Origin of the sequence: Haloferula rosea (assembly GCF_016595525.1) — a bacterium.
GTDB classification, from domain to species: Bacteria; Verrucomicrobiota; Verrucomicrobiia; order Verrucomicrobiales; family Akkermansiaceae; genus Haloferula; species Haloferula rosea.
Window position 1 is genome coordinate 204,439 of sequence record NZ_JAENII010000007.1, and the last position, 12,212, is coordinate 216,650.

Here is a 12,212-nt window from a genome sequence, read left to right on the forward strand (position 1 = left end):
CCTCCACCCACTGAACGCAAACATGTCCCCATACCCCTCGGAACTCGGTTTCGTCATGCCCGCGGAATGGTCACCGCAGGAAGCGGTCTGGCTGTCGTGGCCGGTCGCAGATCCCCGCCACTGGGGCGGAACGAAGCAGCAAAGAATCGAGGGGATTTTTGCCAACCTGGCAGCGACCCTCTCCCGCTACGAAACCGTCCGCATCAATGTGAACCCGGGCGAAATCGACACCGTCCGCCAAGGCTGTCTGAGCGCCGGGGCCGACCCGGATCGACTCGAGCTTTTCGATCACGAGCACAATGACGTCTGGTGCCGTGACCACGGTCCGATCTTCCTGAAACACCGGGAGTCCGGCGAAGTGGCCATCGCGGATTGGATGTTCAACGCGTGGGGCGGGAAGTTCCCCCCATGGGATGCAGACAACACCATCCCTGAGAAAATCGCCGACTCCCTCTCGCTCCGGCGATTTCCCAGCCGCATAATCCTCGAAGGCGGCGCCATCGAGGTGAATGGAAACGGCCAGCTGCTCACCACCGAGGCGGTCCTGCTGAATCCCAATCGGAATCCGGCCATGAGTCGCGGCGAGATCGAAACCGAGCTCAAGCGGATGCTCGGGATTCACCAAGTGCTTTGGCTCAAAGAAGGGATCGAAGGCGACGATACCGATGGTCACATTGACGACCTCGTTCGCTTCACCGGACCCGACACGCTGGTTGCTGCCGTCGACGCCACCGGGACGCCGAACGGTCGCATCCTCGAAGAGAACCTCCGCTGCCTGAAAACCTTCCGCAGCGCCTCGGGAAGCCCATTCGAGTTGGTGGAAATCCCACTTCCCGAAGCCTGCGAGGTGCCTGGATGGAGACTCCCCGTTCTACCCGCCTCCTACGTGAACTTCCTGATCCTGAACGATGGGGTTGTCGTTCCTACCTTCCGTCAGCCTCGCAACGACGACCGCGCCCTCGGAATGCTCCGCGAGTTGTTCCCCGGGCGGGAGGTCGTCGGATTCGATGCACTCGAACTGGTCGAGGAAGGTGGCACCATCCACTGCCTCACCCAGCAGCAACCCGCCTGAGGCGTGCTTCACTTGATCGGCACTAACTCCACCTTGCCGTTTTCCTTCACGATGGTGAACTGACCGCCCGTGCGTTTGGCCAGCTCCTTCATCGCCGCCTCAGCCTTCGGCTGCATCATCGCGACCGTGTTGATGATGGTGCCTTTCGTCTTGGCGCGGTGCCCCAGCCTTTTTGCCAGCTTCACCATATCGCCACCGACCGCTCCATCGGTCATGAAGAAGATGATCTGTGGTGCCGGATCCATATCCAAAGCCATCTCCAAGGGATTCTCCCAATTGGTTCCCCAGATCAGAGGCGACCCCTTGACCTGCTTGAGGGCTTCCTGGCGCGTCCCGGGACCTCCGGAAATCCACTCCGGCTTCTGCTTCGTTCCCACGCTGTCCCAGTTGTAAGCTCCGCCGGGTGACTTCCACTTGAAGCTCTTGCCATCGAGTTTGACCTGAGCGGACTTCTTGTCCTTGGCCATGCTCACGTCGGAACCAGCAACCCAAGCGGGCCCGGCAAAGAATATCATTTGGAACTGCAGACCCACCCCCAGTTGCTCGACCGACTTCGTCAGCTCCTTGCGCATCAGTCGGTCACGAACCCCATTCATCGAACCCGAGTAATCGATCACGTAGCAAATCCTCTGCGCGGAAACCTGCTGGCGGAAGAAAGTGGTTCCCCCACCTCCCATGCCATCGCCGCTCCCATTTCCCCAGCCGTCGCCGAAGTCATCGCCGATTCCAAAGTCCAAAGACGGCTCGGTGATCTCCACGTCAGGCACCGGGATCGCTGTTGGAGAGACCGTATTGGCAGCAATCACCTTGGCCGAGGCCGACGAAGGCGCCGAAGGCTTGGACCTTTGCATGGAAACCGTCTTTTGCTGAATCTGCTGCTCGGGGTCGACCGGTGCGTTGTACGAAACCAGCACATGCTCCTCTCTCATGAAGGAGGGAAGCAATACGAACGCAAGAATGATCAGCAGCAGGGCAAGGGTGAGCAACGCGATCAGCAGACTCGTCAACGAAGACACCCTCCGCTGGTGTTTCACCATCGCTTCCTGCGCTTGAAAACTGTTCAGGGAGATTTTGGACATGATCTGAAAACGTGTGAAGGGAGCGATTCCTTAGAGCTCCCGATGCGCTGATAATGTCAACCCGCGCGAGAATGTTACAACTTCTTTCCAAAATCCACGTCACCGCTTGCGACCACCGGCCGAATCTTTGAGGATCCGCGCCATGCCCGACTCCCCTTCATTCCGCGAGCTAGCCATTGAAGCTGCGTTGATCCGCTCCAGCGCGTCCGTGCTCGGATGGGATCAGGAAACCTACCTACCCACCCACGCCCAGACGTGGCGGGCCCGGCAACTGAGCTGGCTTTCCGGCCGCCACCACGAACTCACCACATCCGAAGATTGGAAGTTGGCCCTGCAACAGGCGATCGAGGCCGCCGATTCACCCCGCGAGCAAGACTCCCTGAACGAAGCCCTGCGCCAGCTTCAGCGATCCACCCGCCTGCCCACGTCCTTGGTCGAGCGCGAAAGCGAAGTCACCTCGCTGGCGAAGCACGCCTGGGCAAGCGCTCGCGAGCGCAGCGATTTCCCCGCTTTCGCCCCGGAGTTTGAGAAGATCCTGCAAATCAGTCGCGAAAAGGCCGATCTCTGGGGATACCAAAACGAGCCCTACGACGCGCTTCTGGAGACTTACGAACGCGGCGCCAGCGCCGCCTCGGTCGCTGCCATCTTCGACGCCGTTGAGCCGGAATTGGTGAAAATCGCCAAAGCCGCCTGCGCACACACCACCACCACCCGTCCATCGCTGCCTCCAGGACCCTACCCGGTCGAAGCACAGCAGACATTCAACCGGAAAGTCGCTGCAGCCCTCGGCTTCGACTTCGACGGCGGACGCATTGACACGACCACCCACCCGTTCTGCACCACTCTTGGGCCAAACGACGTCCGCCTGACCACCCGCTACGACGAGGCCGACTTCACCTCATCCCTCTTCGGAGTGATGCATGAGGTCGGCCACGGTCTCTACGAACAGGGACTTGAGCCCGATGACTTCGGCACTCCGGCTGGATCCGCGGTTTCGCTGGGCATCCACGAATCCCAATCCCGCCTTTGGGAGAATCACATCGGGCGCTCCCGCGCATTCTGGAGCCACTGGCTTCCGGTTGCTGCCGAGCACTTTCCGCAGCTCGGCAAGATCGGGTTGGACGACTTCCTTGCCGCCATCCACCGCTCGGAATTCAGCTACATCCGGGTGGAAGCGGATGAAGCGACTTATGATCTGCACATTATCCTCCGGTTCAAGATCGAGCGCGCCTTGGTGAACGGCGAGTTGGCCGTCAGCGAAGTGCCGACCGCCTGGAACGAGGCATTCCATTCGTCCTTCGGCCTGACTCCGCCCGACGACCGCCGCGGTTGCCTCCAAGACATCCATTGGTCGATGGGAGGACTCGGCTACTTCCCCACCTATTCACTCGGCAATTTCAATGCCGCCCAGATCTACGCATCCGCGACGCGGAACAAGAACATCCGCGACGCCATTGAGAACGCAGACTACCGCCCGCTTCTCGAGTGGCTCCAATGCCGGATCCACCAACCCGGCAGCACCCTGAACCCAGCAGCCTTGGTCGAGCACGCGACAGGAAAAGCCCCGGGTGTCGAGGATCACCTCGCCCACCTGCGCCGGCGCTACGTCGAGCACACTACTTGATCTCCATGCCACTCTTGGGCCAGATCCACTTGATGACTTTGCCATCCTTGATCAGAGCCTGAGCCTGGATGTTCTTCACGCCGAAAATCGTCTCCGCTTTGTAGGCCACGGTGCCGGTCTGGTATTTCGCACCATCGTGTTCCTCCTCCTCGCCCGCCTTCCAGCCGAGCACTTGGTCAAAGGTGAATTCCTTGATCTGCCCGCCCTTGATGCTGTCCTGCATCACGGCAACGATGCCCTCCGCATCCAGACCTGCCGCAGCAGGCTCAGGGGCTGGCGTTGGAGTCGGGGCTGGAGCAGGAGCTGGCTCAGGCATGGGCGTCACCGCAGCAACAGGCTCGGGCTCAGGAGCAGGAGGCTTGTTGCCGAATCGCGTCAGCAGGTCGGTCTGCATCACCGGAACCTTCCCTTCGATCGGGCCGGCAAACGGGCTGATGACCAGATCCTGTCCTTCGATACGAACGGGAGTCACAGGAGCCCCCGCAGGAAGAATCATCGGCTCTGCCGAACCCGGTAGAGGCAGTTCCACCTTGGTTTTCAAGGTCACCTTCTCCGGCAACTGCGAAGGCTTCACATCCGCGATCCACGCTGGTGGGGCAGGAACCGGAGCGGGCGCTGGCTCTGGAGCGGGTGCAGGCGCTGGAGTCGGCGGCTTGACCTCCGGGTCGGCGTTCTCTCCACCACCGTTTTCTGCGAGTTCCACTTCCTCCGGCTGATCCACCGCATTGAACGAAAGCAGCGTCGGACGCAACATCGGTTCGAGAAAATAGCCAGCAGCGCCAGCCACAGCGACACCAATCAGGGTGGGAACAAGTCTCATGGGTGGTTCTTACGTAGATAGACCCGCAAATCTTTGCGAGTGTTTTCCATTCGTGGCCAAAATCCATTTTCCACCCTCACCATGGCGGTCTTCTTCGCTCGACGCCCCCCTCTGCCGTCTGGTCTGCTTCGGGCATGCCCCGGCTTTTCCTCCTCGATGGTATGGCGCTCGTCTACCGCGCCCACTTTGCCCTGATGCGCAACCCCATCCGCAATTCCAAAGGGGTCAACACCTCCGCTCTTTACGGCTTCACCAACACCCTGCTGACCATTCTCGACAAGGAACAACCCACCCACCTCGGCGTGGCCTTCGACACCTCGGCACCCACACCCCGGCACGAGAAGTATCCGCAATACAAGGCCCAGAGGGAAGACATGCCCGAAGAGCTTGCCGCCGCCATTCCCGGCGTGAAGAAACTCTGCGAGGCCTTCCACATCCCGGTTCTGGAGATCGACGGTTATGAGGCCGATGACCTGATAGGAACTCTCGCGACCCGAGCGGCGAAGGAAGGCATCGACACCTACATGGTCACTCCGGACAAGGACTTTGCCCAGCTGATCGGCCCCCACACCTACATGTGGAAACCCGGCAAGCAGGGTTCGGACCGGGAAATCATCGGCCTCGACGACCTGCATACCGTCTGGGGCGTTCAGGACCCCCACCAGATCATCGACCTGCTGGGAATGATGGGCGACTCCGCCGACAACATCCCCGGCATCCCCGGCATCGGACCGAAGACCGCACAGAAGCTCATCGAGCGCTTCGGCTCGCTCGAAGGACTGCTGGCCAACACAGACCAACTGAAGGGCAAGCAGAAGGAAAAGGTCGTCGAGAACGCCGAGCTCGCCCGACTCTCCAAGGACCTCGCCACCATCATCGTGGATGCTCCGATCAACACCGGATGGGACGATCTGAAACTCAGCGAGCGGGACGACGAGGCTGTCCGTGCGATCTTCAACGAAAATGAATTCCGCAGCCTCAGCAAGCGGCTCTTCGGGGAGAGCGTGAGCACGGTCGACGACGGAAAGGCCGAGGGCGATTCACCCGTGGCCCTCAAGACCATCGAAACCACCCCGCACACCTACCAGCTCGCGGACACCCCGGAGAAACAGGAAGCCCTGTTCTCTGCTCTCGAAGGACTCGGCAGCTTCTGTTTTGACATCGAAACCACCTCCCTGAATCGTTTCAACGCCAAGCTGTTGGGGATTGCCTTCAGCTGGAAAGAACACGAAGGGTGGTTCCTGCCCTACGATCCTTCGCAGCATGCACGACTCCTGGAAATCTTCTCACGCGACTGTGAGAAGGTGGGGCACAACCTGAAGTATGACCTCTCGGTCCTGCTGAGCCACGAACTCCCCGTGCGCGGGCCGTTCTTCGACACCATGCTCGCCCACGCGCTGCTTCACCCGGATTCAAAGCACAGCATGGACTACCTGAGCGAAACCCTGCTGGGTTACCGCCCGGTTGCACTGGTCGATATTGCCAAGGAACCCGAGACCGACGCAGACGACCTCTTCAGTCATGCCGCGAAGAAGGACAAGAAGGAGATCGACATGGAGGCCATCCCGCTCGCCCGACTCGCGGAGTATGCGGCGGAGGATGCCGACGTCACCTGGCAACTCTCCCAACAGCTGAGGAAGGAACTCGATGACTCCTCCCTCGGCAAGGTCCACAAGACCATCGAATCCCCCCTGCTCCCCGTGCTCGTGCGGATGGAAATGGAAGGCATTCGTCTCGATCCGGATGCCTTGATCCAGATCTCCGGGCGACTCCAATCCCGAATCGATGAACTTGGACGCAGCATCACCGAACTTGCCGGCCGTGCCTTCAACCTGAAGTCACCCAAGCAACTCGGGCAAATCCTCTTCGATGAACTGAAGCTCGTCGAGAAACCGAAGAAAACCAAAACCGGACAGTTCAAGACCGACGAGCAAACGCTGCAGTCGCTCGCCGGCGTGCATCCCATCATAGAAGCCATCCTCGAGTATCGTGAGGCGACCAAGCTCAAGTCGACCTACGTGGACACCCTCCCCGATCACCTCGAGCCCTCGACCGGTCGCATCCACACCCACTTCCACCAGTTGGTCGCGGCCACCGGGCGGTTGGCATCGACCGATCCGAACCTGCAGAACATCCCCGTTCGCTCCGTCAACGGCAGGGAGATCCGCCGCGCCTTCGTCCCCAGGAAAGGATTCAAGCTCCTCAGCTGCGACTACTCGCAGGTTGAGCTACGCGTCATGGCGGCACTCGCTGAGGACGAGTCGATGATCGAAGCCTTCCGTGAAGACCGCGACATTCACACCGCCACCGCCGCCAAGGTGTGGGGCGTCGATGATGACGATGTCACCAGCGAACAACGACGTGGCTCGAAGATGGTGAACTTCGGCATCATCTACGGAATCTCCGCATTCGGACTCAGCCAGCGACTTCGCATCGGCCGTGCCGAAGCCGCCGAAATCATCGACAACTACTTCAAACAGTACCCTTCCATCCAGCGTTTCATGGAGCGGACAATCGAAACCGCTCGCGAAACGGGCTACGTCGAGACCCTGGCAGGACGCCGACGCAGCTTTCCAGACCTGCAGTCGTCGAATGCCACCATCCGAGGCAACGCCGAGCGCGCCGCCATCAACACACCGATCCAGGGGACCTCGGCGGACATGATCAAGCTGGCAATGATCCAGATCGACGAACTGCTCCGGGCACGGAACACCGACACGAAACTGCTACTCCAGATCCACGATGAACTGATCTTCGACCTGCATCCGGATGAATCCGATGCGCTCCTGCCAGAGATCATCCGCATCATGGAAACCGCCCTACCCCTGCCGGGCGGAGTCCCGCTCAAGGTCGACCACGGAACCGGCAACAACTGGCTCGAAGCCCATTAGAGCAAACCATAAGCCTTGTGGCTCAGGACAACTCAGATAGTCTTTTCGTATGTCTAGAAGCGTCTGGGCGATCACCATCGCCGCAACTTGCGTCTCTCATGCGGCGATCATCGTAGGCGATGCAGCCATACTTGCGCCGGACGACAACAATCCTTACCCGCAGTATCTTTCACCGCCCGAAAATTTCGAGAGCATCTTCCTACAGTCCCAACCCGGTGCAAGAACCTTCATTCTAACGACAACAGGTGGTAATCTTGCATATGACGTTAGACTGGACTTCCTTTCAAACAGCGCGACTTTTTCGGGACTTGCCATCGCCGAGCCCTACTCCCTGATGCGGGTCCCTCAAGGCACTCTATTGGATGCCGCTTTCTTTCTTGGCAACCGGAACAGTGGGATCGATTTAGAAGCAGCCCCCCTGAACCTCTCCGACGTCACCTCCAGTCGCATCTTCCTCGGCTTCGCCGCGGACCGGGACAACAGCTACTTCCTGAACCCCGGAACTCCACTGTTTGACGATGGCGACAAATTCGGCTGGGCTGAACTTGCGCTAATCGGTTCGGAATTGGTCGTAATCAACAGCGCCACCTCAACCGATGGACCCATCATCGTAGGGATACCCGAACCCGCCTGCTCTCTGTTGGCAGTCTCTGGCCTCGCCATGATTACGGCACTACGCAAAAGACACTGACAAATCCCTCAGGGCGAGACCGGCAAACGTTCGGGCTCGTCGGGCTCTTCAAGCAGGAAGCCGTTCTCCTTATACGCCTTCAAACGAAAATGAGTGGCCGTGGATAATACGCCATCCATCGTACTAAGTTTCTCGGACACGAAGCGCGCCACATCCCTGAGATCCTCGCCCTCGACGACAACCATCAGGTCGTAGCCACCACTGGCGAGATAACAACTCGTGACCTGGTCGAAGCGTGCGATCCGTGTGGCCAACCGGTCGAACCCACCACCGCGCTCGGGTGTGAGTTTCACCTCGATGAAAGCGGACACGTCCTCGTCACCGGCACGAACCGGGTCGATGACCGCCTGGTAGCCGACAATGGTGCCGTCACGCTCCCACTCAGCCACCCTGGCCCGCACGTCCTCTTCACTCAGGGAGAGGATTTCCGCGAGTTCCTTGTGGGTGTGCCGGGCCTTGCGCCGGAGCAACTGAAGCAGTGGATCAATGGTCATCGCCCTTGCTGGTAACCCCTACGCACGGCAACGGCAAGACTCAGTCGCCAAGACAGATGCCCACCGCTTTCGCCGCACGGACCATCTCGCCGTCCGGGTCGACCAGGCGCAACTGGTGCACGGCATCCTCGATCGGCACGGAATCCACATGATACGCCTGATAGCTCACCATCCGGCCGAAGCGGCCTTCCTTGGCGAGATTCACGGCCATCACCCCAAAACGGGTTCCAAGAATGCGGTCGAGGGCAGTCGGACCACCTCCGCGCTGGAGGTGACCCAGCGTGCATGCCCGCGTTTCCTTGCCGGTAAGTTGTTCGATCCGCTGCGCGACCTTCTCACCCACGCCACCCAGACGGACTTCCCCACCGCTGTTCTCGGCAATCGTGGTCAACTCGCCATCGGAGAGTTTCGCACCTTCCGCCACCACGACCAGCGTGCTGTGCTGTCCCTGCGCATCGCGCTCCTTGATCACCGCGGCGACCTTCTCCATGTCGAAGGCGATTTCGGGAATCAGGATCACGCTTGCGCCACCCGCGATGCCGCCCCACAGGGCGATCCATCCGGCGTGACGGCCCATGACTTCCAGAACCATCACCCGCTTGTGACTCTCCGCCGTCGTATGCAGACGGTCCAGACCCTCCACCACACTGCTGACCGCGCTGTCGAAGCCGAAAGTCATGGCCGTAGCCTGAAGATCGTTATCGATCGTCTTCGGCACACCGATGACCGGCCAGCCGAGACGATGAAGCTGGAGCGCCGTGGTCAGTGACCCGTCACCACCGACGATGACCAAGGCTCCGATTCCAAGATCATCGATCGTGGCCTTCGCCTTGTCGACGATCTCCATGGGAACCTCGGCAATGTCACCCTTGCCCACTTTTGCCGCGAAGTGACCTTTGTTGGTCGTGCCGAGGATGGTCCCACCCAGCTTGAGAATACCGATCGTATCCTGCGGCTTGAGTTCGAGGTAATCCCCCGGAGGCAGGAGCCCCTCGAAACCATCTTTGAACCCGACGACTTCCCAGCCAAGTTGGGCCGCGGCGCCAACCACACCGTGGATCACCGCATTCAGACCTGGGCAATCGCCCCCGCTGTTGAGAATTCCGATACGCATCGACACGCCTTTGCCTCAATTTGCTTGGTGTTGTCAGTCAAAAAAGCCGGGATTTTAGCGAGGATTCGGCACATCGAGGATTTCCCTCCGCCGATCCTGGACCTGAGCGCCGCCCCTTACCCAGGCATCATAAATCCCCCACCCCTTCGGTATCAGCGCCTTGGCTCGCCCAAAGCGATCCGGAGAGTTGAGCAGCACGATGATCAACCGCCGCGGTGTGACACCTTTGCTACCATCCGCCTTGGGACGGATCAGCGGCGCACGCTCCACCCCGATCGCCACGCACTCACCCGCCGCCCGGGTCGTGCCGGTCTTGAGCCCGATGACACTTTCTGATACCAATTCGTTGGTGTTCTTCACCCGATACCCACGCGGCCCCTCGGCCCCCTTCACCGTGACCTGGCGCTCCTTCTGACGGGTGATGAAATTGAATCCGGGCCGCCTCATCGCGTAGATCGACAGCTTCGCGATGTCGGCCGCCGTCGACAGCCCGACCTGCTTGGGCAATTCCAAGCCGTGGGGATTGTAGAACTTGGTCTTTTTCATCCCGAGTGCCTTGGCGAGGACATTCATCTCGCCCACGAAGGCCGCGACCGGATCCCCGGACCGGCCCTTGCGGGCGAGGAATTCCCTACCCACATGATCGGCCAGGGATAGTGCCGCCGCGTTGTCCGAACCCAGAAGGGTCGAGGCCATCGCATCCCTCAGGCTGAGGCGCTCACCGGGCACCAGGCGCATCGGATTGGCCCCGGGAAGGCCAGCGACCGAGGCAGGCACGACAAGTTCACGCTCCTCGAGGTTCACCCCCGCGGCTTCTGCCCAATCCACCACCAGCACTCCGGTGGCGATCTTGGTAAGGCTCGCCACAGGCCGCTTCACGGTCGAATTCGTCCCAATCAGGACCTTCCCCGAGTGGGCCTCCACCACCATCACTGCTTCACCTTGCGCCTCCACCACTGGAGACCCCATGGAAACCCATGCTGCGATGCAGCCGATTAATGCACGTTTCATCATCGTGGCGCGCACTCTACCGAGGGTCTCCCGGCACTCAATACCTAATGATGGCCACCGAAAATCCCGCCTTGCCAAGGTTGGGCATTCCCCTAGCCTCCGCCGGTCGGGCGGGCTCCAACCCCCTGACAACCAAATGGGCTTGGCGCAAGTCGAAGCTGCCCGCAGACGCATTGGCGCATCCTCCATCCCGCATGACAAAGGACGGTGCGCCCCGACACCAAAAAGTCGGAGTGTCCGCAGGGATCACATCAGCCGGTGGCACTCCGACTCCGGAGTTCTCGAAAACTGCCTCCACCGACTGCGCCGCCCTCAACATAACGAACAAACACATGTCAGACGAAACATCCGCAAACTCGGGCAATGGCCAGCGCCGTCGCTCCCGGGGCGGGCGCAACCGAAACCGCAATCGCAACCGCCAGAATGGCGAAAACCGTGGGCAGGGAGAAAATCGCAACCAAGGCGACCACTCCAACAGGGGCGAAGGCGAGAACCGCAACAGGAACAGAAACCGCAATCGCAACCGCAACAGAAACCGCGACGGTCAAGGCGGTGGCAATCGCACCCGCAAACCGGCACCAAAGCCTGTCCCACTCACCTGGTGGCAAAAGCTCCTCAAGGCGATCGGCCTCTACACCCCACCCGCACCCAAGGGTCGCGGTGGCGACAAGCCACGGTCCAGCAAGCCTGCACCCAAAAGCAACACTCGTGACACCCGTCGAGAAAATCAGGACGGCGACGAGCGCCCACCACGCAAGAAGCGGGAGCGCAAGCCCCGCGAACCTCGTGAAGAGCGCCCGACACCCTCCACTGAGGACATTGATTCCAAGCGACTCTACCTCGGCAACCTTTCTTACGAGGCGTCCGAAACCGACCTCGAGGAACTGTTCCGCGGCATCGGCAGCGTGCGCCGCGTCGAGATTGTCTACAATCGCCAGACGCACCGCTCGAAGGGCTACGGCTTCATCGAAATGCTGAACGTCGACGAGGCCAAGAAGGCCGTCGAAGTCCTCCACGACCAGTTCTTCATGGGACGCAAGCTCGTCGTCGGAAGCGCAAAGTCGGACGGCCCGGCCAAAGAGTCGGATGGCCCCGAAGAGTTCCGCCCCGAGGACGTGGCTCCAGAGCCAGCTCCGAAGCCAGCCGAACCCACCCCAGCCGCTGAACCTGCCGCTGAGGAGAAACCCGCTGAGACTCCGGCTCCCGAGCCCGCCAAGGACGAACCGAAGGCCGAGACCGTCGTCGAGGCCCCGGCCGAGACCGAAGCTCCGGCTCCTGCCGAGCCTGCTGCAGAAGCTCCTTCCGAGGAAGCTCCCGCAGCCAGCGAACCGGTCGCCGAAAAGAAGGACTGATCGGAACCCATCATTTCCACACCCCGCCGGCCTTGCCGAGCGGGGTGTTTCTTTTCATACCCCC

At 60.6% G+C, this 12,212-nt stretch carries 10 protein-coding genes; 5 read left to right on the forward strand and 5 right to left on the reverse strand.

Annotated elements, in window-relative coordinates; translation table 11 throughout:
- The first annotated feature begins 22 nt into the window (after window positions 1-22).
- Window positions 23-1,072 carry an agmatine deiminase family protein gene (locus JIN81_RS10945; RefSeq protein ID WP_200279073.1) on the forward strand — a complete coding sequence of 350 codons (1,050 nt, stop codon included), beginning with the start codon at window positions 23-25 and terminating at the stop codon, window positions 1,070-1,072.
- A gap of 8 nt (window positions 1,073-1,080) precedes the next feature.
- On the opposite strand, the gene JIN81_RS10950 is transcribed toward JIN81_RS10945, so the two are convergent.
- Window positions 1,081-2,151, reverse strand: coding sequence for a vWA domain-containing protein (locus tag JIN81_RS10950; protein ID WP_200279075.1), 1,071 nt, complete (start codon window positions 2,149-2,151; stop codon window positions 1,081-1,083).
- A gap of 142 nt (window positions 2,152-2,293) precedes the next feature.
- Between JIN81_RS10950 and JIN81_RS10955 the strand changes: the two genes are divergently transcribed.
- Window positions 2,294-3,775 (forward strand): carboxypeptidase M32, encoded by a 1,482-nt coding sequence (locus JIN81_RS10955; RefSeq protein ID WP_200279077.1) that lies wholly within the window; start codon window positions 2,294-2,296, stop codon window positions 3,773-3,775.
- On the opposite strand, the gene JIN81_RS10960 is transcribed toward JIN81_RS10955, so the two are convergent.
- Entirely contained in the window at window positions 3,768-4,595 is an 828-nt protein-coding gene (locus JIN81_RS10960) for a hypothetical protein (RefSeq protein WP_200279079.1), read from the reverse strand. The genes JIN81_RS10955 and JIN81_RS10960 overlap by 8 nt on opposite strands.
- Before the next feature lie 134 nt (window positions 4,596-4,729).
- Between JIN81_RS10960 and polA the strand changes: the two genes are divergently transcribed.
- Both polA and JIN81_RS10970 read left to right on the forward strand, forming a co-directional pair.
- The gene (polA, locus tag JIN81_RS10965; RefSeq protein WP_200279081.1) at window positions 4,730-7,486 is read left to right on the forward strand and encodes a DNA polymerase I; all 2,757 of its coding nucleotides are present in this window, start codon (window positions 4,730-4,732) and stop codon (window positions 7,484-7,486) included.
- A 49-nt stretch (window positions 7,487-7,535) separates the two neighbouring features.
- Complete coding sequence (locus tag JIN81_RS10970) at window positions 7,536-8,177, forward strand: hypothetical protein (RefSeq protein ID WP_200279083.1); 642 nt, start codon at window positions 7,536-7,538, stop codon at window positions 8,175-8,177.
- An 8-nt stretch (window positions 8,178-8,185) separates the two neighbouring features.
- Here JIN81_RS10970 and JIN81_RS10975 read toward each other — a convergent pair whose 3' ends face one another.
- Genes JIN81_RS10975 through JIN81_RS10985 form a run of 3 tightly spaced genes read right to left on the reverse strand, consistent with a single transcriptional unit; the run spans window position 8,186 to window position 10,796 of the window.
- Window positions 8,186-8,671, reverse strand: a complete 486-nt coding sequence (locus JIN81_RS10975) for an Lrp/AsnC family transcriptional regulator (RefSeq protein ID WP_200279085.1) — start codon at window positions 8,669-8,671, stop codon at window positions 8,186-8,188.
- 40 nt (window positions 8,672-8,711) lie between these two features.
- On the reverse strand, window positions 8,712-9,785 hold the full coding sequence (locus tag JIN81_RS10980; protein WP_200279087.1) for a 6-phosphofructokinase: 1,074 nt from the start codon (window positions 9,783-9,785) through the stop codon (window positions 8,712-8,714).
- A gap of 54 nt (window positions 9,786-9,839) precedes the next feature.
- Complete coding sequence (locus JIN81_RS10985; RefSeq protein ID WP_200279089.1) at window positions 9,840-10,796, reverse strand: D-alanyl-D-alanine carboxypeptidase family protein; 957 nt, start codon at window positions 10,794-10,796, stop codon at window positions 9,840-9,842.
- Window positions 10,797-11,128: 332 nt separating this feature from the next.
- Between JIN81_RS10985 and JIN81_RS10990 the strand changes: the two genes are divergently transcribed.
- Window positions 11,129-12,148 (forward strand): RNA recognition motif domain-containing protein, encoded by a 1,020-nt coding sequence (locus JIN81_RS10990; protein ID WP_200279091.1) that lies wholly within the window; start codon window positions 11,129-11,131, stop codon window positions 12,146-12,148.
- The last annotated feature ends 64 nt before the right edge of the window (window positions 12,149-12,212 follow it).